We start from the raw sequence: 20782 nt of genomic DNA, 5'->3' as shown, positions 1-20782 counted from the left end.
TTATTTTACGATACCGCTAAAGCGCAGCTCACCCGAAGCTCCGGAAGCAATTGCCTGATCGAAAGTCCAGCGAATATGGGTAACATCGCTTGGCTGTGCGGCGCGGGTAACGCTGGTGCTTGGGGCATCGTTACTTTCGCTGGCTGTGTCAGTTACCGTCAGTTCGGTTAATTTCCCAAAGTTTTGGCCACCGTCTACTGACACCAGGGCCCAATCCTCATTGACACCAGTAAAGGTCACGGCTTTGTGAACCGGATTGTTGACAACGAACCCCGTCACCGCTGCGCCGCCGGTGTTGCGATATGTGTTTACAAAAACAAGCTTGTCGCCGGGAATTACCTTCACCTCGGTCGGCTTATACAATTTTGTTGATTCCTGTCCGGTTGCATCCGGTTCAGTCCGCTCCACCAGCACTGCGCTCTCAATTTTCACATTGGCGCGCGGATCAGCGCTCTGGATGGCAGCTTGCAACGGCGCTGCATGTGCCGTGGCGATACCGGCCATTAATATACCGACGACAAGAGCACCTTCAATCAATAAGGTCCGTATACTCGACATGATCTTACATCCCCACTTTGCTGCAGCCCGATACGCAGGGCCGCTCATATCCACCCGCCGAATATGGTAGAACTTGGTTAACAACCGGTTAAAATAAACCATCGAGACACGCTGAGTGGATGAGCAATCAACAGCTCATACCAACCCGTTCATGCAATCATTTTCGCAGATTGTCTGGCTAATTGATTGGCTTGCCGGAAATTTCAGCTATTTTATTAGCTTCCTTTGAACCGAACGGCTAAAGCACCGGCTATGGGCCTGACCGCGTATCGTTACTGCCTTTTCATGTTGCTGGTTGGTTGTATGCTGGTGGCCTTGTCACCGGTCGTATCATCACCGGCATTTGCACAAAAAGCTGAAACCGAAGGCCAGGGTGATGGGTTGGTCAGCGGTAGCGATACCGATACTTCAAGCGACCTGGAGCCATTGGACCCTGATAAGCCGCTGGCCGAATTGCCTGACTTTGGCGTCGAATGGCCGGAACTTGACGCCCCGACACCTGGAAGCCCCGCACCGGAAGAACCGGCTGTGGACACGGCCCGTGATGTGGAGATGGATCGCCGCCTTGCCGAAGAAGAAATTTCTGAAATTGAAGATCAAGATATCAGGGCCGAGGCGGAAGCCGAGTTGGAACAGGGTATCGCGGCGAGTTTTCAGCCTGGCGATAGTTTGGCAGAGCGCCGTTACGAGTTAGAATTCACCGGATTGCCTGTTACTCTGAGCACGATGTTCAACCAGCGCTTTCAAGCGCTTTCTGCCTTGGAGGAATATCGTGGCGATGAAGCAAATTTTGCTCAGATCAAGCGGCGTGCGGAAACAGATCGCGAACTGGTTGAGCGGTTGCTGCGCATCGAAGGCTATTATGATGCAATTGTTCGTAACAGCTTCGCGGCGGGACGAGGCACTGACATAGATGTAACAATTGCTGTCACGGCTGGCCCGCAATATCAACTCGATGCAATCACGCTGAACGGTCTGGAGCAAGCGGGAGGCAGTGATGCAGAAAAATTCCGCAATGCTTTCGGGCTGCAATCGGATGACATCATCAATAGTGACCGGATCATGGAAGCACGGGCCAGGCTGGACGAGGAAATGGCAGAAAACGGTTATGCCTTTGCCGAAACTGCCGAGCCGGAGCTGACCGTCGACCATGCGGAACGTAATGGTGATCTTGATATCGTCGTTACGCCTGGCGAGAAATATGTTTTCGGTTCGATCCTGATGGACGATACCGAGCTGTTTAGCGCTGATCATGCCGAATTGATCGCGCGGTTTGATGCAGGCGATCTCTATCAACAATCAGATGTAGAGGATTTTAGGCGTGCCTTGATTGCCACCGGACTGGTATCGACGGTCACACTTGAACCTGTGGCCGCAGGTGATGAAGAGGGCGCCGTGGATATCGCCGCCAGCGTTACGGCGGCGCCGCTGCGCACAATATCGGGTGCAATCGGCTATGGGACGGGGGAAGGACTGCGCTCGGAAGTCAGCTGGGAGCATCGCAACTTATTCCCGCCGGAAGGACTGATCCGACTGACCGGCGTCCTGGCTACCCAGGAACAATCGGGCAGCATAACCTATCGGCGTAACAATTTCCGCCGCCGGGACAATGTTCTTAACGGTCAGGTCGCGCTAAGCAACGTTGATAATTCAGCCTTCGAAGCGCGCACATTCTCTGTCTCCGCCAGTCTGGAGCGGCAAAGCAATCTCATTTTCCAAAAGAAATGGAACTGGTCAGCAGGGATCGAACTGCTCGCATCGCAGGAACGTGATATTGATGGCAATATTCAGACAACAGCGCGGGACACCTTCTTCATCGGCTCCCTTCCGCTAACTCTGGCCTATGATGGCAGTGACAATCTGCTGGATCCGACCAGCGGTTTTCGCCTGAGCGCGCGATTGGCACCAGAGGCTTCATTGCAGTCAGGCAGCTTTTTTTATGCCCGTAGCCAGATTGATGGCAGTACCTATTATCCCGTGTCGGATAAAATTATTCTGGCCGGACGGGCCAGATTGGGCTCGATTGTCGGTGCCGGCAGCAACCGGATTGCTCCATCGCGCCGTCTCTATTCTGGCGGTGGCGGCTCGGTGCGCGGTTTCGGTTTTCAGCGGATCGGTCCGCGCGACGTGAATAACGACCCCTCTGGCGGTCGCTCCCTGGTCGAATTTTCACTGGAAGCGCGCGTGCGTGTAGATGCATTTGGCGGTAATTTTGGTGTCGTACCCTTTATTGATGCTGGCAATGTTTACACGAACTCGCTGCCCGATTTTACGGGACTGCGTTTCGGCACCGGATTGGGCCTGCGTTACTATAGCGACTTTGGGCCGATCAGGGTGGATGTCGGCACGCCAATTAATCCGCAGGAAGGGGATTCCCGGATCGCCGTCTATGTCTCGCTGGGTCAGGCATTCTGATGGACAGTGAAGAGCCTATCCAGGATGTTGACGCGGCCAAACCTCGCCGCAGGGTGCGTCGCGCCATCTGGGCGCTATTGGGATCGATTTTGCTGTTCGGTATCATCGTTCTGGCTGGTGCCGCATATTGGTTGGATAGCGATAACGGCCACGCTTTCATCATCGACAAGGTCGAGGCACTGGAGCCCGAAGACGGCCTGCGCATCGGTATTGGCGCTATTGAAGGGTCGATTTACGGACAGATGGAGGTCGTTGACCTTGAACTATCTGATCCCAAGGGTTTGTTTTTCCAGGCCGGCCGCGTCGGGGTTGACTGGAATCCGCTGGCATGGATTTTTAACGAGCTGAACGTTTCCAATGCGGTGGTTACCAAAGCGCGTTTGGACCGACTGCCACAGCTTATTGATACACAGGAAGATGGTCCGCTGCTGCCCGATTTTGACATCTACCTGGGTGCTTTTCGGGCGGATAATCTGGCTGTCGGTAGAGCCATTACCGGCGAAGAACAGCGCGCTGATCTGGCCGGCGCCGTTGATATCCGGTCCGGGCGCGCGATGATCACTCTCGATGCCGCGACGACGCGCAGCGGCGACAAGATAAACGTGATTCTCAACGCGGAGCCAGAGCGCGAGAAGCTTGACCTGAATGCCGAGATCACAGCTCCGGCCGATGGCGCGATTGCTGGTTATCTTGGGTTTCAACAGGATTATGCGATCACGCTTGCTGGTGATGGTGACTGGACGAAATGGGACGGCAATCTGTCGGTAACAAGCGCCGACCAGCAGCTTGCTGACATGATGTTGGAAGCTCGCGACGGACTGTTCGGCTATGATGGCAGTGTCGCGTCGGCCTTGCTGCCGTCTGGATTGGGGCAAAGATTGACCACACCGCAGCTGGCGATCAATGGCAATGCGTCGATAGAAGACCGGCTTGTCATGATTGATTTGATGGCACGTTCCAATGCGGCAACCGTGACCGCGGTGGGGGGCATTGATCTCGCTCGCAACGCTCTGGATGCGCTGCGGGTCGAATTTGATGTGGGCAACCCCGGGGCATTGGTTGCGAATATGAAGGCACAGGATCTGGAGTTGAAAGCGCTGCTCAATGGCAAATTTTCGGAGCTGCGCTACCAATATCTGCTGACCGCACCGCAACTGGCACTTGGCAAAACGCTACTGAGTGATGTGAATGCATCGGGCGAGGGGCAGCGCGATGCCAGTGGTTTTGATGTACCAGTCGAATTGGCAGTCGGCTCACTAATCGGCAATGGTGACCTGCTGAAACAGCTTTTGTCAGGGTTTAATGGCAAGGCCTTTTTGCGGCTGGAGAATGGACGGCTCTATGCTGACAATGCGGTCATCACTACCGATACCGCACGAGGCACAGCTGATATCGAGGTCCCGTTAGCGACCGGCAAATATCAAATTGCAATAGATGCACAGGCGCCAGGATTTGCTGTGCAAGGCGTTGGTGTGGCGGATATCATAGCGACAGTTGTGTTGGAGCCCGGTGCAGGCGGCCTTGCGCTGAGCGGCGATGTCACAGCCAATTTGCGGCGTTTCGACAATGTCTTCCTGCGCGAATTGGGCGGCGGCTTGCCGGTGGTGAAAACGGGTCTGGCGATCGGCGATGACAAGAAGCTACGTTTCACTGATCTTGATATTCAAGCGCCCAAGCTTGGTTTCAAGGGCCGCGGGGTGCAGCAGACCGCGACCATATTCGAGTTTACCGGCAGCGGCACGCATGACCAATATGGTCGCTTTGATCTTGACCTTGAAGGACCATTGGCCCGGCCGCAAATTGGGGTTCTACTCGACAGCCCGCTGCCTGCGGCGGGGCTTTCCGCGGTGCAAGTCAATCTCGACCCGGCGGATAATGGTTTCGCCTTTACCACTGCGGGCGGATCAACGCTGGGGCCATTCAGCGGTAATGGCGCAATCGTAACGCTGCCGGGGCAGGATACGCTGGTCCGTGTTGAACAACTGAAAGTATCTGACACATTGGCAACCGGCACCATTCGGCCCACCGCATCCGGCCTCGCCGGCAATCTGGCGATTAGCGGCGGCGGCGTAGACGGGAATGTCCTGTTTGAACCCGGTGCCAATCGTCAACTCATCCAGGCGAAGCTGACCGCCAAAAATGCCCGCTTCGATGGTGAAACGCCGATATTCATTCGCACAGGCGCGCTGGATGCCGATGTCGTTCTGATCGAGGGTCGGTCAGATATAACCGCAACCGTGCGGGCACAAGGGATCAGTCAGGGCGACCTGATGGTGGGCCGGATCGCGGGGAATACAAAACTGACAAACGGGACAGGCAACGCGACCTTCTCGGTTGCGGGTACGCGTGGCAGCACGTTTAATTTTCAGGCAAAGGCCGATATCACCCCGGACCGGTATGTGATGACAGGTCAAGGTCTATTCGAAGGAAGGGTCCTGAAGCTTCGCCGTCCACTTGAGCTTCGCCGTGTAGGTGGTGGTTGGGCTGCTTCGCCGACAATATTGACTTATGGCGGCGGTTCGGCCCGTTTCTCGGGAATATGGGCCAGTGACTCATCCCGGCTCGATCTGACGCTTTCCAAAATGCCACTATCGCTTGTGGATATTGTCAATGATGATCTGGAGCTGGGCGGAGAGGCCAATGGCACTGTCAAACTGACGCAGACAGGATCGCAAATGCCCGTCGGTGACGCCAAACTGACGATCAAGGGCCTGACTCGTTCAGGACTTATTCTGACATCCACCCCGGTCGATCTGGGCCTCAATGTCGCGATGTCCGCACGAAATGCAGCAGCACGGGGGATTATTAAATCACAGGCCAAGACGATTGGCCGGTTTCAGGGGCGGGTAACTGGCTTTGGTGACGGCAACTGGAAAGACGAATTGTTGCGCAGCCCGTTATTTGCGCAGGCGCGTTTCAATGGTGCGGCTGATGCGCTTTGGCGGCTGACCGGTGTAGAGACATTTGATCTGACCGGTCCTGTTGCCATGAGCGCCGATGTTGGCGGCACACTTGCCAATCCGCAAATTCGCGGGACCGTTAACACCACCAATGCACGGCTGGAAAGCGGACTGACCGGAACCGTGATTTCCGGTATTACAGCAAAAGGGCAGTTTGACGGATCACGGCTGGTGCTGCCCAATATAACAGGCACTACCAGAGGGGGCGGATCGGTAAGCGGCAGCGGGAACTTCAACTTCGCGGTCGCGCCGGGCGAGGGCATTGGTATCATGCTTGACCTCACCGCCCAACAAGCGCGCTTGATAGCGCGGGATGATTTTGCCGCAACGGTGACTGGTCCAATTCAAATTCGCAGTTCTGCCGAAGGCGGCCTGATATCTGGCGATGTAACGCTCAACCGCAGCTTCTTTCAATTTGGTAATGCCAGCGAAACAGCAGCCTTGCCGCAAATCAAAGTCCGTGAGATTAATCGCCGGGCCGATGAACGCCCCCGAGTGGTTAGTAGCCGCCCTTGGCGGTTTGCGCTCAATGCCAACGCGCCCAATCGGTTGCAGGTTGAGGGATTGGGTCTGGACAGCGAATGGCGCGCTAATTTTAAAGTTTCCGGCCCTGTCGACAATTTTTCGATGATTGGCAGCGCGAACCTTATTCGCGGGAACTATACTTTTGCTGGTCGCCGTTTTCAGCTCGAACGCGGCCGCATTCGTTTTGTTGGGGATCAGCCACCCAATCCGGTGCTGGATATTGAAGCAGAGGCGGATCTGACTGGCCTCAACGCTACAATCAATGTTACCGGCACCGGCAATCGCCCCGAAATCGCCTTTAACAGCATACCCGCTCTGCCGCAGGATGAACTGCTATCTCGCGTCCTGTTTGGTGCCTCGATATCTGACCTGTCCGCACCAGAGGCTGTGCAACTGGCCGCTGCCGTTGCTTCCCTCAATAGCGGCGGCGGGCTCGACCCCATAAACCAGCTGCGCAAAGCTGTTGGCCTCGACCGTTTGCGCATATTGCCGGCCGATGTCACCACCGGTCAAAGCACTTCCATCGCGGCGGGCAAATATATTACCCGGCGGGCCTATGTCGAGCTGATAACCGATGGTCAGGGCTATAGTGCGACGCGGTTGGAATTCCAGATCACCCGTTGGCTGTCGATATTGTCCAGCATCTCAACATTGGGACGACAGAGCGCGAATATTCAGATATCCAGGGATTATTGAGAAAGCTTATAATCGCATGCAAATTATCAGAGAACTGGGCCCGCTGCGGAACGCCTTGCAGAATATCCGGCAGGAAAAATCAACATTGGGTTTGGTTCCGACTATGGGCGCCTTGCACGCAGGTCATATGAAGCTCGTTGAGACTGCAACGGCTCAATGCGATGTTGTTGTGGCCTCTATTTTCGTCAATCCGGCGCAATTTGGCGAGGGCGAAGATCTGGACGCCTATCCGCGCCAGGAGGCGGCTGATGCCGCTCTTTTGGAAGCGGCTGGTGTGGAGCTGGTCTGGGCGCCTACAGTGGATCAGGTTTATCCCGATGGCTTTGCGACCAATGTCAGCGTCAGCGGAGTGAGTTCTGGTCTGTGCGGCGGATCACGGCCTGGCCATTTTGACGGCGTAGCGACAGTGGTGGCAAAACTGTTCAATCAGGTCCGGCCCGATGCAGCCTTTTTTGGCGAGAAGGATTATCAGCAACTGGCGGTCATCAGGCGGATGGCACGCGATCTTGATTTCACGCATGATATTATCGGTGTACCGACGGTTCGCGATCCGGACGGTCTGGCTCTGTCTTCTCGCAACGCTTATTTGACGCCCGGGCAGCGCAGCCAGGCGGTGGCTTTGCCCGACGCCATGCGGGCCGCCGCGGAGGCGATCAAAGGAGGCGGCGATATTGCCACTATCTTAAGTGAAGCAGAGGCGAAAATACTGGCATCCGGCTTCCATCAAGTGGATTATTTTGAGCTTAGAAATGCCGATACACTTGAAAACATGACTATTTTTGACAATCCGGCCCGTTTATTGGCGGCGGCGCATATTGGCAGCACCAGATTGATTGACAATATCGCTGTAACTTAGGACCAGCGCGGGATGCGTTAACCTTGCAAACTTGTGTAAAATATCGGTTTTATGGTGTTTTTTGGGTCCGCGGCGCAAGTTTCTGCAGGTTCCGTTAACCATTCTTTTAAGAAATTGCTGTGAAAGTCCACCTGTCGCCAAATGAGGCGCAATAGGAACAGGGACTTGAAGACTATGGGCAACAGCATGAAAAGCGCAGCCTTTTTGATAGAAAGCCGGCTCGCGGAAGCGGCACGGGGCAGCAGCAACGCATATTTTGATCTTGGTGTAATCTATTCCACTGGTTCAGAAGGTGTGGACGTTGATCTGATCGAAGCACATAAATGGTTTAATCTGGCGTCACTATCCGGCCACGATGAAAGCAAAGTTTGCCGGGCAGAGATTTCACTCGAGATGACCGCTCGCGAAATTGCCGAAGCACAGCGCGAAGCCCGCAGCTGGTTGCAGGAAACCTCGCGCCGCGCCGCTTAAAGCGCCTAACCGGATTTCTTGAACGGCCCCATTTCGGCCAGAAATTCAATATCGGCGGCAACCGCCCGCCGTTCCCGGTCCAGATAATCGGCTATGGCCGACCGGAAACCGGGATCAACAATATAATGAGCGGACCAGGTCGGCACGGGTTGATAGCCGCGCGCCAGTTTATGACTGCCTTGCGCTCCGGCCTCGACATATTTCAAGCCCCGCGAAATGGCTGCATCAATGGCCTGATAATAGCAAATCTCGAAATGCAGAAACGGCACATCACGGCTACAGCCCCAATAGCGGCCGTATAGAGTCTCTTCGCCCACCACATTCAGCGCGCCTGCAATCGGGGTACCGTCCTGGACCGCCAGGATCAGCAACAGCTTTTCGCCCATTTTCTGGTGCAGCAGATCAAATGCGGCGCGGGTCAGATAGGGTGTTCCCCATTTGCGCGCGCCAGTATCCTGATAAAATTGCCAGAAATAGTCCCAATGTCCATCGGTGATATCATCGCCGGAAACATGGATGATTTCTGCCGCTTCCTGCGCCTTCCGGCGTTCTTTTTTAATCGCCTTGCGTTTGCGGGATGACAAGGCCGCGAGAAAATCGTCAAAATCGGCATAGTCATCATTGCGCCAGTGAAACTGGCTGTCCGCGCGGATCATCCATTCGGCTTCACGGAAAAAATCGAGCTGGTTTTCAGCTACAAAAGTCGCGTGAACCGATGAAATGCCATTATTGGCTGCCAACTGCTGCGCAGCGCGCAACAAAGGCACGGCCATGGTTTCGTCTTTTAGCAGCAGCCGTGGGCCCGGCACAGGAGAGAAAGGGGAGGCAATCTGAATTTTCGGATAATATTGCCCCCCGGCATTTTCAAATGCATGGGCCCATTGCTGATCAAAAATATACTCGCCCTGGCTATGGGACTTTAAATAGCTGGGCAGGCAGGCCGCTATCTTTCCCGCTTCATCCTCGATGATGATGGGAAGTGATTTCCACCCGGTCCCGGGCCCGACGCTGCCCGATTCCTCCATCGCCGACAGAAAGTCGTGAGATATGAAAGGATTGGCTGTACCTGCACAGGCATCCCACTCATCCGCAGGCAAGCCAGCAATATCGTCCGCCACGCGGGCGATAATTCCGGTGGGATCGTCGGTTGTTGGAGGAGGAGATTCTGACATGTGACGGGAATGTTATCAGCTCTGCGGCATCTCATAAACCGGTTCATCAGCATGAATCGCTGCGATTTTCTCCTGCTGCGCTGTACGGACGGTCCATGTGACGACCGGTAAACCGCGTGCCCGATTGGACGCGGCAAATGACGACGGGAAGTCCCGCACATCATAGGCCAGAAAATCGGGTTTTGCCGTCCATAGGCTCTGATGCCGTGCGACCCGTCCTTTCAGGTTCTTGCTGCCCTCTTCAGTCACAACCAGTCCGCGCACGATATGCGCCGCATTTTTGCGAAACCAGGCGGATACCAGCGGATTGAATGACATAATCGCCGCCTTGCCCGTATAGCCTTCCAGCGCTCTTCGCACCGAAAGGCATAGCGGACCGACGCGCATATCGTTGGACTTGATCTCGATCAGTATCGGCACCTGACCGGCAATCTGCGAAAGTGTCGCGCGAAGGCGCGGGATTTTTCCGTGGCCGTCTTTCAGATCTATCTCGTCAATGTCGCTGGCACGCAGATTTGCCAGCTTGCCCTTTTCTCCTGTCAAGCGATCTAGCTCAAAATCGTGAAAAACGAAGGCAGTGCCGTCTTCGGCGGCCTGCACATCACATTCAATGCCATGGCCCTGTCTTATAGCGGCATCAAAGGCCGCCGGACTATTCTCCAAAACACCATTCCCGTGCAACCCGCGATGGGCATAAGGCTGGCCTTTCAGAAACGCGACCCGAGCCGGTTCGGGCGCTGGTGCGAGCAGCGCATCAAGCCGGCTTGAGAGCGACAATAGCATCCACCTCTACCGCAACACCAAGTGGAAGCGCGGCAACACCGACCGCGCTGCGTGCATGTTGCCCGGCAGCTCCAAAAATGATCTCCATCATGTCAGAGCAGCCATTGGCGACTTTCGGATGATCGGTATAGTCAGCCGTGCTGTTCACGAACACGCCGAGTTTTACGATTCTATCAACGCGGTCCAGTGATCCGGCCGCCTGCTTGATCTGTGCCGCAATCATAAGGGCACAGGCTTTAGCCGCCTGCTGCCCGTCTTCAAGGGTCATGCCATCGCCCAACCGGCCGGTAATCAGCTTGCCATCGGTCATTGATACCTGGCCGCTAATGTGTAGGAGACCGTTGACTTCCACGGCCGGGACATAGGATGCGACAGGCGCGGCGGCCTTAGGAAGCTCTATGCCTTTGTCGTTCAATGCTTTTTCAATATTGTCTGTCATGGCACCAAATCAATCATGTCTTGGCAAACTGGTCAAGCTCTTCCGGCGGCAAATCTATGGTTGGCGCGGCTTTTCCAGATTCAAATTTGTCGATAATCCAGTCAAGCGCATCAGACCAAAGGTCAATGCGGTCGTGAGCGGCGGGATTGGTCTTGATATGCTTGGCCAATATCGGTTCACCGACCATTTGCAATCGCCAAACGTCAGGCGCATATTTGGCGACGCTGCCATGTTGATGTCCCAGATCATCGACAAATACGGTTACACTGGGATTATGATCGGCGACAATTTTCGCCAGCGGTTCACCCTTGCCGCCCTGATTGCAATAGACGGGAAAATCAATCCCGACCGCGCGCAACTGGGCTGCACGGGCATCCCTGCGATCATCGAGAAGATTCGTCAGGATCACGACATCAGCGGTTTCGGATAACCTGTTTATGGCTTCGACAGCGCCATCTATCGCACCCTGCCGATGCATTTCACCGTCAAAAAACTCCTTGAGCATCGGCCAGACAGCATCCTGCGGGACCAATGTGCCATCATGCTTGTGGCGCAGCGCGTCAACAAAACTGCCGGATTCCAGGTCGAAATGAATATGCTTGTCGGCATCCAGCCATTCGCGAAACGGCACGACCATATGCAGCAATACTTCGTCGCAGTCGCTTATCAGAAGCGGCTTCTGGCTCATGTAAAATCTCCGGGATTGTTTAGATATTGTGCCGCGGCGGCCAGTTTTTCAGGCGGAACACCGATGGATTCCGCGCAGGCAACCAGATCGGGTTCATGATTGGCAAGAAATCCCAAAAGCGAGGAAAGCATCGCCGGGTCTTCCAAGCCAGAGCGCAGCTCTCTCGGGTCCAGGCCGGTTAAGGCGAGCAGGCGCTGTGCACGATCTTCGTCCTGCAAGACCCAGCCGAGGGCTTGTAGCGCCAATATTTCGGTTTCTGCAGAGATATTGCTATTTGTTTCCATTTCGGCTTTCGCCTAAAGGGTTAACTGGGCGTTTGGAAGGGGCAAGTCGCACCGTGGCAAAAAGAGTTCTGGTCGTAGAAGATAATGAGCTGAACCTGAAACTGTTCTGCGACCTGCTGCGCGCGCACGGTTTTGTTGTCGAACCGGTGAAAGATGGCCGCGAGGTGCTCGATAAGGCGCGCAGTTTCGTGCCCAATCTGGTGATCATGGATATCCAGCTGCCGCACGTCAGCGGCCTGGACCTGATCGAGCAGATCAAGAAGGACGGACAGCTCAAAGTCATACCGATCATGGCGGTCACTGCCTACGCGGGCAAGGGTGATGAAGACCGGATTTTGACTGCCGGAGCAGAGGCCTATGTTTCAAAGCCCATATCAGTGGCGAAATTTATCGAATCGGTACAGGGCGTCCTGCAACGATAATCGCGATTCAGTTTTTCAAATTTTCAGCAAAAAAGCTTATTTGATTTTCGCTTCTTTGAATTCGACATGCTTGCGCACAACCGGATCATATTTGCGCTGCACCATTTTTTCGGTGAGATTGCGCGGGTTTTTACGGGTTACGTAGAAAAAGCCGGTATCCGCCGTGCTGACGAGTTTGATTTTTACATTGGCTGGTTTCGCCATGGCGCATTCCTTAAAAGCAATTTTCTGAAGGTGCGATTTGCCCAAAAAAGCTGGTGCAATCCGCAGCAATTGAGCGCGCTAATGCTGAAACCTGCGATGATTGTCAAGAAAAAGCATAGGAACGGCCCGTCTGAAACAGTCCCGGCACCATTTACTGCCCATTAACCATATTTTTGCATGGTGCACCGGTAAATGAGGCAATCCTATGGATCATGATCAAAATCTACTCGTTCAGGCAGAAATGCTAGCTTTGCTGGAGGGTATGCCATCTTCTCTGGTGGAAAAGCATCCGGTGCAGTTTCTGATGCATCTGGATCAAATCCGGCAAAAAGCGGCGCAGCATCATTTGACCGCCTTACATGATCTTAGCTGTACGTTTGAATCAGCACTGCAACAGGCGCTGCAAAGCGGAAAAGGGGTCATTGTCGCCGAGTCATATCTGGGTGCCATGCGGGATGCGTTGAAATGCGGACCACTGAACAAGGCTGTGGTGGAAACGTTGATGGCCAATGTAGCGTTGCGGTTGGGCGGACAGCCCTAACGGCCAGTCTGTGGATGCATTCCTGACATCTTTGTTCGCGCTGCTTATGGCGGAAATTGGTGATCGGCCGCAGATTTTATGTGCAGCACTTGCCATTCGCTATGGGCGTGTCACTCCGATAATCTGGGGGCTAGGACTGGCAACGCTGCTCAATTGTCTGATTTCCGCACTTGGCGGTTCTGTGGTGAATGAGTGGATTAGCGAAGAGCCTCTGCGGCTTTTCTACGCTCTTTCTTTACTGCTTGCAGGCATTGGTATGCTGATCTGGCGGCGACCGGTTGATCTGCTCGAAAAATGGACTCTGGGGCCGTTCTGGACATCATTTCTGGGTCTTTTCATTCTGCAATTTGGCGACAAGGGCCAATTCATACTGGCAGCGACAGCCGCGCGTACCGATGCCTGGATCTTTGCGGCCGCCGGTGGATGGATTGGCGTTATGCTCGCCTGTGTTCCAGCCTTGATATTTCAGGAAAAACTGGCGCAGATGTTACCGGTTCGAGCCATCCGCTACACGGGTGGTTCCATATTTCTGATAATCGGTTCGATGATGGCGCTTAGCGCCTGGGGGATATTCTAAAAAGCGGGAAAACCGATTAAAATATTCTCTACATATCGATAAATACGATCATATAAAGCCAAGCTTTGCGTTGGCCATGTCGGATGTAAACGCCTATTTTACTCTCCATAAAGTCCAAGAATAATGGAGAACCGATATGACAACTGGTGACAATGCAAGAAAAGCACTGGCCGAATCCCTTAATACAGTGCTGGCAAACAGCTTTGCCCTATATTTGAAAACCAAAAACTTCCACTGGCACGTGTCCGGACCGCATTTTCGCGACTATCATCTGATGTTTGATGATCAGGCCGCGCAGATACTGGCGACGACGGACGCGATTGCCGAGCGTGTCCGGAAAAATGGCCAGCGGACGCTGACATCCATTGGTGATATTGCGAAACGGCAGGATATTGCAGATAATGACGCTGGCAAAGTTTCTGCTGAAGATATGCTGAAGGAGCTGCGTCAGGACAATCTGGCGCTGGTGGAAAATCTGCGAACCGCGAAAGAGCTGGCTGGCGAGGCTGGCGACAATGCAACAGACGGCATTATCGACGACTGGACCGATCAGGCTGAAGAGCGGGCGTGGTTTCTACTTGAAAGCGCACAGAGCGCCTAATTTCCGATTGGCAAATCAGTATGGAAGGGCCGGTAGACGAAATGCTCCGTCGGCCTTTTTATCGATGGCTGCCTGTCAGACAAAAAAATAGCGGACTTTCGCCCGCTAGTTTTTCTCATTCCAACCTGTGGTCAGGTTGTAACGACTATTTGGAAACCAGATTAACTGCTGCGGTTTTGCCGCGACGGTCCACTTCCAGTTCAAACTCCAGCTTGTCACCTTCTTCCAAGCCGCTCATGCCAGCGCGTTCTACAGCCGAAATATGAACAAATGCATCTGGCTGGCCATCATCACGCTGGATGAATCCAAAGCCTTTCATGCTGTTGAAAAATTTGACGGTGCCACTTGCTTTCTCGCCGGTCAGCTCACGCTGGGGTGGCCCACCGCGATCTTCGCGGGCGACAGGTTCCGGAGCCTCAATCAGGTCACCTTCAATCTGAATATCAGATGCGGAGACTTTGCCGCCGCGATCAACCAGAGAGAAACGCAAGCCTTGTCCCTCCGCGAGGCCTTTAAGGCCAGCGCGCTCAACCTGACTAATATGCACAAATACGTCGTCACCGCCGGTATCCTGAACAATGAAGCCAAAGCCTTTCTGGGCATTGAAGAATTTTACCTTGCCCGTGCTTTCGCCCACAACCTGATCAGGCATTCCGCCTCCGTGGCCGCCGCCATGGCCACCACCGCGCTGTCCGCCGCTATAACCTGTATCCGGCCGCGTATATCTTTCTACTGGAGGGCCGCTATCACCTTGATACCCATCAAAATTCTCATCGCCAAAGCTATCACGCTTGTCCCGGCCTCTGCCACGCCGGTTTCTGTCAAAACCCATTCTTGAATCGTCTTTCACTTCGTCCGATAAATCAAATCCAATGTCGTAGCGGACGATAGCCCGAGCATTTTCCTACGCGAATCCCGATACCGCGCGGCGTAACCATATAGAAAAACCAAAGCTTATGCGAATAAAAATCCGCATAAGGTTAATTTCGGTTGAATCATATAAGAGTCAAATTCGATCGTTTAAAAGAGCCAGGTCTTTGGATCGGCAATAGGTTCCTGTTTCTGGGCTTTTAAAAGCGCTAAAATGGACCGTACCAAAACCCAGATCGCCAAAGCAATCAGGATAGGAATACCTATCAACACGATCGACAGGACAATCCCGATAACACTGCCAATCAGGCCGATTACAAAGGTCATGATGTGAAACTGCAAATGGCTCTCTTCCCAAGTGCCGGCCACTTCGTCTTTCCAGATAAAGGCCAGAACCACGCCGACAATGCCGGTCACGCCAACAAAGAAACTGGCAATGTAGAGCAACGACACAATTGTCGCTTTGTTCATGTCAAAACCGCCTGATGCTGGCTCCGGTGTTTGGTCTGTCATCTCGATCTTCCCCTCTTTAACGCTTCAAATTCTGAACTTTAACAGCAATCTAATTCTTGCTGTTTAGCCTGTGGTGCGGCACATACTATAGCTATGAGTATTATTTTTAAAAGATTTTCCGGTCCAACAGTGCGGAGCGAAGCGTAATGGCAGTATTTTTCCATGAAGAAGATCTGCCTCAGGGTGTTTTGGCAGATGGACCAGTGGCCGTGGATACGGAAACCATGGGTTTGCAAACATTGCGGGATCGTCTGTGCCTGCTCCAGATTTCGGACGGCAACGGAGACGAGCATCTGGTCCGATTTGGTCCCGGCAGTGACTTTGCGGCGCCGAATTTGAAACAGATATTGGCTGATCCCACCCGGACGAAGCTTTATCATTTTGCGCGTTTTGATCTGGCTGCCATCGAATATTATATGGGCGTCATGGCAGAACCGGTTTTTTGCACAAAAATCGCGTCACGACTGATCCGCACATATACTGATCGCCATGGTCTGAAGGAGCTGGTCCGTGAGCTATTGGGTCAGGATATTTCCAAACAGCAGCAGTCCAGCGATTGGGGAGGACCGGAGCTGAGCGATGCACAGCGGGATTATGCAGCATCCGATGTCCGTTTCCTGCACCGGTTGAAAGAGGAGCTGGAAGTTCGTCTGGAACGGGAAGGACGCACCGCGATGGCGCAGGCCTGTTTCGACTTTTTGCCGCATCGGGCGCGGCTTGATATTGCCGGCTGGCCGGAAACCGATATTTTTTCCCATGCCTAGAACATCATGCGGTTCAGCAATGATAAATTTCAACAGGTGCTCTGCGTTTACAGATAGATGACTGCCAAGACCGAACATATCAAAAACAAGCGTCAGCAATTTGCCTCCCCTGGGGGTAGCCATGACCGTAACATCAGGCTTCTGCGGGTGATATTGCCGCTCGCCGTCGGCGCCTTGGGCGCGGTATTGGCATTGGCACCTTTTACGACCGGCGGTGAGCTCAGCTTTGTGCTTGATAAAGATAGTGTCGATGTTGCCAAAGAACGGATGCGGGTAACCGAAGCACTCTACCGCGGCGAAGATAGTCAGGGCCGCCCATTTTCGATCAAGGCGGGATCTGCAGTCCAGAAAAGTTCACAAGAAGCGGTGGTGGAGTTAAATGATCTATCGGCGCGCATATTGTTAAGCGACGGGCCGGCCCAAATTCGCGCCGGCGCCGGCCGCTATAATATGGACCGGGAGGATGTCACGGTGCCAGGCACTGTTCAGGTGGAAAGCGCCGGCGGATACCGATTGACCACCAATAACGTCACGGTGGACCTGCAAAGCCGGTCATTGAAAAGTGACGCGCCGGTGGAAGGCCGCACGAACCTGGGCACCTTTCGGGCTAATAGCCTGAAAGCTGACATGACCAAACGAACAGTTACACTGGATGGCAACGCAAAGTTGCGTATCGTCCAAAACGGACTAAGAGGCCGATAGATGATCAAACGTTCTTTTCTTGCAGCCTCTTTGGGGGCGTTGGCAGTCACCGCTGGTGTACTGACATTGGCTGGCCCTGCCCCTGCTCAGGTTTTTGGCGGGCATAACAGCAATGCACCGGTGAATTTCGATGCTGGACGAATAGAGGTGCAGGATCGGGCTGACCGTGTCGTTCTGTCTGGCGCCGTGCGCGTTGAGCAGGCTGGCCTTGTCCTGAATTCGGCCCGGATGACTGTGGCTTATCGCAATACCAGCGGCATTGAGGTTGACCGGATTGATGCTTCTGGCGGGGTGACGATCCGCAAAGGGGGTGACACCGCTAGCGGAAACGTTGCGATTTATGACCTGAACCGTCGTCTGATAACATTGGTTGGCGGTGTGACGCTGACACAGGGGAGCAATAGATTGTCTGGTGGCCGGGTGATTATTGATCTGGCGTCAGGCCGTTCGACCATAGATGGCCGTGCCGCCGGTGGCTCCACTCCGGGCACCCGAGGATCTGATGGCCGTGTCTCGGGCACATTCACGGTGCCTCAGCGTACCGACTAAATTTCTCCAATTCGGCGATAATATTAATTTTTGGACCAAGTCTTGCGGTGTTTTATAGGCAGATTGGCAATAAAACATGGCTCTTTCGCGCCAAAAAGAACCATTTTCGATCAATCATGCATAAAGCTTGCCAATTTCGAGTGAATTGGGCCATGTTGTTAACCATTATACAATCTAATCAGGTTCAAACAGGACCTGAACCGAAGGACGAAAATGAACGACGCGACCATTATTGAAACGCCAGCCGTGGCCGACACCGGTTCCGCAATGGCGAGCGACGCCATGGAACATGGCCTGGCCGTTGTGTCTATTGCCAAGAGCTATGACAAACGCACGGTCCTGTCAGATGTGTCGCTTTCGGTAGGACGCGGCGAAGTCGTAGGCCTGCTTGGCCCTAATGGTGCGGGTAAGACGACCTGTTTCTATTCCGTCATGGGGCTGGTGCGTCCTGATGCGGGCCGGATCATGCTGGATGGCGAAGATATCACCCCGCTTCCCATGTATCGCCGGGCCATATTGGGATTGGGATATTTGCCTCAGGAGACATCGATTTTCCGGGGGATGACAGTGGAGCAGAATATTCTGGCCGTACTCGAAATGGTCGAGAATGACAAAGCGGTCCGGGCAGAAGCTCTTGACCGCTTGCTCGACGAATTTGGCCTCACAAAATTGCGTAATTCGCCCGCCATGGCTCTGTCTGGCGGTGAACGCCGGCGGTGTGAAATTGCCCGGGCTTTGGCGGCCGACCCCTCCATCATTTTGTTGGATGAGCCATTTGCGGGCATTGATCCGATTTCGATCTCCGATATTCGCGATCTCGTGGTGCAATTGAAAAATCGCGGCATCGGTGTGTTGATCACCGATCACAATGTTCGCGAGACCCTCGATATCGTGGACCGGGCATGCATCATCTATGATGGCCAGGTCCTGTTCGCGGGCAGCCCGGACGCGCTGGTCAAAGATGAAAATGTGCGGCGGCTGTACCTTGGCGAGGGCTTTGCGCTGTGATTAGGTCGAGGCCGATATAATGGCATTGGGGCCGCGTCTTGATTTAAGGCAGAGCCAGTCACTGGTGATGACGCCGCAATTGCAGCAGGCGATCAAGCTGCTGGCATTATCCAATCTCGAGCTGGAAAATTATATTGCCGAAGAGATTGAGAAAAATCCTTTGCTGGACACCGGCGAGCTGAGCGCTGAGGCCAGAGGGGATGAAGGCGGCGACAGTGCAGCAGACCTCTCTCCGGAGCCCGGCACACAAGGCAGTGACGAGATATTGTCTTCTGGTCCCGCCGAAGCGGAATCGACGCTCGACATGGCAGGAGATGCAGATCAGTTTTCAAACAACAGCCTCAGCGAAAGCGATGGCGCTCTGGACGGCGGTCTGGGATTAAATGGCCCCTCTTCGTCGGGCAGCGGTGCTGTGGGCGGTGAGGCGCCGGACTTTGAAAATATGCTGGTGGCCGAAACAACGCTGGCGGAGCATCTGATGGAACAGGCCGGCGCGATATTGTCTGGCAAGGATCTATTCATTGCGCAGCATCTTATCGACCAGATTGACGAATGTGGCTATCTGCAGGCTGATCTGCTGGAATTTGCGCATCGGTTGGGCGTGCAGCTGGACGATGTGAAGCGCATATTAGCCGAGGTCCAGAGCTTGGAACCCGTAGGCGTTGGTGCGCGGGATCTGGCGGAATGCCTGGCGCTGCAGGCCAAGGAAGCGGATCGTTATGATCCTGCGATGGCGCGGCTGATCGACAATCTTGATCTGCTGGCCAAAGGGGCCTTGCCACAACTGAAACGCATGTGCGGCGTGGATGATGAAGATCTGATGGATATGATATCGGAAATCCGCGCCTATGACCCCAAGCCCGGTTGCAAGATTGGCGGCGGGGATGTGCAGGCGGTTGTACCGGATATTTTCATTGCGGAACGCGGAGGCAAATGGCTGATCGAAGTGAATAGCGCGACACTGCCCAAGGTACTGGTAAACCGCACTTACTTTACCGAGTTGAAAGACGGGGCACAGGACAAGGCGTCCAAGGAATGGCTCAATGACTGCCTTGCCGATGCCAGTTGGCTGGTGAAAGCATTGGATCAGCGGCAGCGGACGATCATCAAGGTTGCTACCGAAATTGTGAAACAGCAGGAAAATTTCTTCCGCCAAGGGGTGGAGCATTTACGACCGCTCACGCTGAAAAATGTGGCTGACAAAATCGAGATGCATGAATCGACCGTTAGCCGGGTGACGTCGAACAAATATCTCTCCTGTTCCCGCGGCACGTTTGAGCTGAAATATTTCTTCACCAGCGGCATTCAGTCCTCGACCGGAGGAGAGGCGGCGTCGGCCGAAGCGGTGAAGAGCCATATCAAAGCGCTGATAGACAATGAGGATCCGAAGAAGATCCTGTCGGACGACAAACTGGTCGCTCTGCTCAAAGAGAAAGGCTTTGATATCGCCCGGCGTACGGTGGCCAAATATCGCGAAGCGCTGGGGCTTGGTAGTTCGGTGCAACGCCGCAGGCAAAAGGCGCTTGAGGGTAAGGCGGCCTAGAATTCGTCTTTCGCTGCCGTGCTCCGCACTTGATGCGGAACCCAGGATGGCTGCCCTTACGATCTACTCTAGACTCCGCATCAAGTGCGGAGCACAAACTCTCAACCTCCAATCTCTTTTCGCAGCACCACAAATTCCAGCTCCTGCGTCTTCGGCAAGCCATAGCGCGGGTCATCGAGCGGGAAAGGCCGCTTTTCACCGGTCTGTGCATAGCCCCGCCGTTCGTAATAAGCGATCAGGTCGGCGCGCTGGCGAATGACGGCCATTTCAATTGCATTGGCCTGCCAGTTTTCAGCGACATATTTCTCGGACGCATTGAGCAAGATTTTTCCCAAACCACCGGCTTGCCGGTCCGGATCGACGGTCAGCAGACCAAGATAAGCCAGTCCGTCTTTCACGCGCATCAGTTGCACACAGCCGGCGATCGCGGCTCCGTTCATGGCGAGCAGAATGACCTGGCTCACATCCGCCATCATCTCCTGCAGCGCTGCAAGATCGGTCCTTTGCCCACCGAGTAAGTCCGCTTCATGGGTCCAGCCGCGTTTGGCGCTATCGCCGCGATAGGCACTTTCAACCAGCTTGTGCAAAGTGGGGATATCCTGTTCCTGTGCCGCTCGAATCGTCATCTCTTCGCTCGTCAT

At 54.2% G+C, this 20782-nt stretch carries 23 protein-coding genes; 13 read left to right on the top strand and 10 right to left on the bottom strand.

What is annotated here, in order from left to right:
- Positions 1-558 (bottom strand): hypothetical protein, encoded by a 558-nt coding sequence (locus tag AC6I9Z_RS02445; RefSeq protein WP_461457353.1) that lies wholly within the window; start codon positions 556-558, stop codon positions 1-3.
- Positions 559-810: 252 nt separating this feature from the next.
- Between AC6I9Z_RS02445 and AC6I9Z_RS02440 the strand changes: the two genes are divergently transcribed.
- The 4 genes from AC6I9Z_RS02440 (at position 811) to AC6I9Z_RS02425 (ending at position 8481) form a co-directional block, all read left to right on the top strand.
- Positions 811-2973 carry an autotransporter assembly complex protein TamA gene (locus AC6I9Z_RS02440; RefSeq protein WP_461457354.1) on the top strand — a complete coding sequence of 721 codons (2163 nt, stop codon included), beginning with the start codon at positions 811-813 and terminating at the stop codon, positions 2971-2973.
- Entirely contained in the window at positions 2973-7154 is a 4182-nt protein-coding gene (locus AC6I9Z_RS02435) for a translocation/assembly module TamB domain-containing protein (protein ID WP_461457356.1), read from the top strand. The genes AC6I9Z_RS02440 and AC6I9Z_RS02435 overlap by 1 nt, the downstream gene beginning before the upstream one ends.
- 16 nt (positions 7155-7170) lie before the next feature.
- Complete coding sequence (gene panC / locus AC6I9Z_RS02430; RefSeq protein WP_461457358.1) at positions 7171-8010, top strand: pantoate--beta-alanine ligase; 840 nt, start codon at positions 7171-7173, stop codon at positions 8008-8010.
- Between the two features lie 174 nt (positions 8011-8184).
- A complete protein-coding gene (locus AC6I9Z_RS02425; RefSeq protein WP_109354674.1) occupies positions 8185-8481 on the top strand; it encodes an SEL1-like repeat protein in 297 nt (98 codons plus the stop codon).
- A gap of 5 nt (positions 8482-8486) precedes the next feature.
- Here the strand turns inward: AC6I9Z_RS02425 and AC6I9Z_RS02420 are convergent, their stop codons facing one another.
- Genes AC6I9Z_RS02420 through AC6I9Z_RS02400 form a run of 5 tightly spaced genes read right to left on the bottom strand, consistent with a single transcriptional unit; the run spans position 8487 to position 11847 of the window.
- Positions 8487-9653 carry a GNAT family N-acetyltransferase gene (locus AC6I9Z_RS02420; protein ID WP_461457360.1) on the bottom strand — a complete coding sequence of 389 codons (1167 nt, stop codon included), beginning with the start codon at positions 9651-9653 and terminating at the stop codon, positions 8487-8489.
- 15 nt (positions 9654-9668) lie between these two features.
- Positions 9669-10436, bottom strand: a complete 768-nt coding sequence (locus AC6I9Z_RS02415; RefSeq protein ID WP_461457361.1) for a glycerophosphodiester phosphodiesterase family protein — start codon at positions 10434-10436, stop codon at positions 9669-9671.
- Positions 10408-10875 carry a RidA family protein gene (locus AC6I9Z_RS02410; protein WP_461457362.1) on the bottom strand — a complete coding sequence of 156 codons (468 nt, stop codon included), beginning with the start codon at positions 10873-10875 and terminating at the stop codon, positions 10408-10410. Before AC6I9Z_RS02410 ends, AC6I9Z_RS02415 begins: the two co-directional genes overlap by 29 nt.
- 13 nt (positions 10876-10888) lie before the next feature.
- A complete protein-coding gene (locus AC6I9Z_RS02405; RefSeq protein ID WP_461457363.1) occupies positions 10889-11563 on the bottom strand; it encodes an HAD family hydrolase in 675 nt (224 codons plus the stop codon).
- Positions 11560-11847: a DUF3572 domain-containing protein gene (locus AC6I9Z_RS02400; protein ID WP_109354666.1), complete on the bottom strand. Its 288-nt coding sequence runs from the start codon at positions 11845-11847 to the stop codon at positions 11560-11562. Before AC6I9Z_RS02400 ends, AC6I9Z_RS02405 begins: the two co-directional genes overlap by 4 nt.
- Positions 11848-11900: 53 nt before the next feature.
- On the opposite strand from AC6I9Z_RS02400, the gene AC6I9Z_RS02395 reads away from it, so the two are divergent.
- Entirely contained in the window at positions 11901-12269 is a 369-nt protein-coding gene (locus AC6I9Z_RS02395) for a response regulator (RefSeq protein ID WP_109354665.1), read from the top strand.
- 36 nt (positions 12270-12305) lie between these two features.
- Here AC6I9Z_RS02395 and rpmG read toward each other — a convergent pair whose 3' ends face one another.
- Positions 12306-12473, bottom strand: a complete 168-nt coding sequence (gene rpmG / locus AC6I9Z_RS02390; RefSeq protein ID WP_066741431.1) for a 50S ribosomal protein L33 — start codon at positions 12471-12473, stop codon at positions 12306-12308.
- Positions 12474-12678: 205 nt separating this feature from the next.
- Between rpmG and AC6I9Z_RS02385 the strand changes: the two genes are divergently transcribed.
- The 3 genes from AC6I9Z_RS02385 to AC6I9Z_RS02375 all read left to right on the top strand — a co-directional run bounded on the left by AC6I9Z_RS02385 (position 12679) and on the right by AC6I9Z_RS02375 (position 14192).
- On the top strand, positions 12679-13014 hold the full coding sequence (locus AC6I9Z_RS02385) for a hypothetical protein (protein ID WP_461457366.1): 336 nt from the start codon (positions 12679-12681) through the stop codon (positions 13012-13014).
- Between the two features lie 10 nt (positions 13015-13024).
- Positions 13025-13591, top strand: a complete 567-nt coding sequence (locus tag AC6I9Z_RS02380) for a TMEM165/GDT1 family protein (RefSeq protein ID WP_461457368.1) — start codon at positions 13025-13027, stop codon at positions 13589-13591.
- Between the two features lie 136 nt (positions 13592-13727).
- On the top strand, positions 13728-14192 hold the full coding sequence (locus AC6I9Z_RS02375; RefSeq protein WP_109354661.1) for a Dps family protein: 465 nt from the start codon (positions 13728-13730) through the stop codon (positions 14190-14192).
- Between the two features lie 145 nt (positions 14193-14337).
- On the opposite strand, the gene AC6I9Z_RS02370 is transcribed toward AC6I9Z_RS02375, so the two are convergent.
- A complete protein-coding gene (locus tag AC6I9Z_RS02370; protein WP_109354660.1) occupies positions 14338-15024 on the bottom strand; it encodes a cold-shock protein in 687 nt (228 codons plus the stop codon).
- Positions 15025-15212: 188 nt separating this feature from the next.
- Positions 15213-15575, bottom strand: a complete 363-nt coding sequence (locus tag AC6I9Z_RS02365) for a DUF4870 family protein (RefSeq protein ID WP_461457370.1) — start codon at positions 15573-15575, stop codon at positions 15213-15215.
- Between the two features lie 146 nt (positions 15576-15721).
- Here AC6I9Z_RS02365 and AC6I9Z_RS02360 point away from each other — a divergent pair, with 146 nt between their 5' ends.
- The 5 genes from AC6I9Z_RS02360 (at position 15722) to rpoN (ending at position 20141) form a co-directional block, all read left to right on the top strand.
- The gene (locus AC6I9Z_RS02360; protein WP_461457372.1) at positions 15722-16339 is read left to right on the top strand and encodes a ribonuclease D; all 618 of its coding nucleotides are present in this window, start codon (positions 15722-15724) and stop codon (positions 16337-16339) included.
- Between the two features lie 57 nt (positions 16340-16396).
- Entirely contained in the window at positions 16397-17041 is a 645-nt protein-coding gene (gene lptC / locus AC6I9Z_RS02355; RefSeq protein WP_461457373.1) for an LPS export ABC transporter periplasmic protein LptC, read from the top strand.
- Between the two features lie 3 nt (positions 17042-17044).
- Entirely contained in the window at positions 17045-17590 is a 546-nt protein-coding gene (locus AC6I9Z_RS02350; RefSeq protein ID WP_461458219.1) for an LptA/OstA family protein, read from the top strand.
- 213 nt (positions 17591-17803) lie between these two features.
- Entirely contained in the window at positions 17804-18598 is a 795-nt protein-coding gene (gene lptB, locus AC6I9Z_RS02345) for an LPS export ABC transporter ATP-binding protein (protein ID WP_461457375.1), read from the top strand.
- Between the two features lie 19 nt (positions 18599-18617).
- Positions 18618-20141 (top strand): RNA polymerase factor sigma-54, encoded by a 1524-nt coding sequence (rpoN, locus tag AC6I9Z_RS02340; protein ID WP_109354650.1) that lies wholly within the window; start codon positions 18618-18620, stop codon positions 20139-20141.
- 101 nt (positions 20142-20242) lie between these two features.
- On the opposite strand, the gene AC6I9Z_RS02335 is transcribed toward rpoN, so the two are convergent.
- Positions 20243-20782, bottom strand: coding sequence for a GNAT family N-acetyltransferase (locus AC6I9Z_RS02335; RefSeq protein WP_461457377.1), 540 nt, complete (start codon positions 20780-20782; stop codon positions 20243-20245).

This window comes from Parasphingorhabdus sp. (assembly GCF_059726685.1).
The sequence above is the reverse complement of the archived record's forward strand: the minus strand, read 5'-3'. Positions and strand labels throughout refer to the sequence as shown.

Excerpts from the sequence above, each read along its gene's own strand:
- panC (WP_461457358.1), top strand. The coding sequence starts at position 7,171 with ATGCAAATTATCAGAGAACTGGGCCCGCTGCGGAACGCCTTGCAGAAT.
- AC6I9Z_RS02435 (WP_461457356.1), top strand. The coding sequence starts at position 2,973 with ATGGACAGTGAAGAGCCTATCCAGGATGTTGACGCGGCCAAACCTCGC.
- rpmG (WP_066741431.1), bottom strand. The coding sequence starts at position 12,473 with ATGGCGAAACCAGCCAATGTAAAAATCAAACTCGTCAGCACGGCGGAT.
- AC6I9Z_RS02445 (WP_461457353.1), bottom strand. The coding sequence starts at position 558 with ATGTCGAGTATACGGACCTTATTGATTGAAGGTGCTCTTGTCGTCGGT.
- AC6I9Z_RS02400 (WP_109354666.1), bottom strand. The coding sequence starts at position 11,847 with ATGGAAACAAATAGCAATATCTCTGCAGAAACCGAAATATTGGCGCTA.
- AC6I9Z_RS02405 (WP_461457363.1), bottom strand. The coding sequence starts at position 11,563 with ATGAGCCAGAAGCCGCTTCTGATAAGCGACTGCGACGAAGTATTGCTG.
- AC6I9Z_RS02440 (WP_461457354.1), top strand. The coding sequence starts at position 811 with ATGGGCCTGACCGCGTATCGTTACTGCCTTTTCATGTTGCTGGTTGGT.
- AC6I9Z_RS02385 (WP_461457366.1), top strand. The coding sequence starts at position 12,679 with ATGGATCATGATCAAAATCTACTCGTTCAGGCAGAAATGCTAGCTTTG.
- AC6I9Z_RS02335 (WP_461457377.1), bottom strand. The coding sequence starts at position 20,782 with ATGACGAGCGAAGAGATGACGATTCGAGCGGCACAGGAACAGGATATC.
- lptC (WP_461457373.1), top strand. The coding sequence starts at position 16,397 with ATGACTGCCAAGACCGAACATATCAAAAACAAGCGTCAGCAATTTGCC.
- AC6I9Z_RS02420 (WP_461457360.1), bottom strand. The coding sequence starts at position 9,653 with ATGTCAGAATCTCCTCCTCCAACAACCGACGATCCCACCGGAATTATC.
- AC6I9Z_RS02360 (WP_461457372.1), top strand. The coding sequence starts at position 15,722 with ATGGCAGTATTTTTCCATGAAGAAGATCTGCCTCAGGGTGTTTTGGCA.
- AC6I9Z_RS02370 (WP_109354660.1), bottom strand. The coding sequence starts at position 15,024 with ATGGGTTTTGACAGAAACCGGCGTGGCAGAGGCCGGGACAAGCGTGAT.
- AC6I9Z_RS02375 (WP_109354661.1), top strand. The coding sequence starts at position 13,728 with ATGACAACTGGTGACAATGCAAGAAAAGCACTGGCCGAATCCCTTAAT.
- AC6I9Z_RS02415 (WP_461457361.1), bottom strand. The coding sequence starts at position 10,436 with ATGCTATTGTCGCTCTCAAGCCGGCTTGATGCGCTGCTCGCACCAGCG.
- AC6I9Z_RS02410 (WP_461457362.1), bottom strand. The coding sequence starts at position 10,875 with ATGACAGACAATATTGAAAAAGCATTGAACGACAAAGGCATAGAGCTT.
- rpoN (WP_109354650.1), top strand. The coding sequence starts at position 18,618 with ATGGCATTGGGGCCGCGTCTTGATTTAAGGCAGAGCCAGTCACTGGTG.
- AC6I9Z_RS02365 (WP_461457370.1), bottom strand. The coding sequence starts at position 15,575 with ATGACAGACCAAACACCGGAGCCAGCATCAGGCGGTTTTGACATGAAC.
- lptB (WP_461457375.1), top strand. The coding sequence starts at position 17,804 with ATGAACGACGCGACCATTATTGAAACGCCAGCCGTGGCCGACACCGGT.
- AC6I9Z_RS02425 (WP_109354674.1), top strand. The coding sequence starts at position 8,185 with ATGGGCAACAGCATGAAAAGCGCAGCCTTTTTGATAGAAAGCCGGCTC.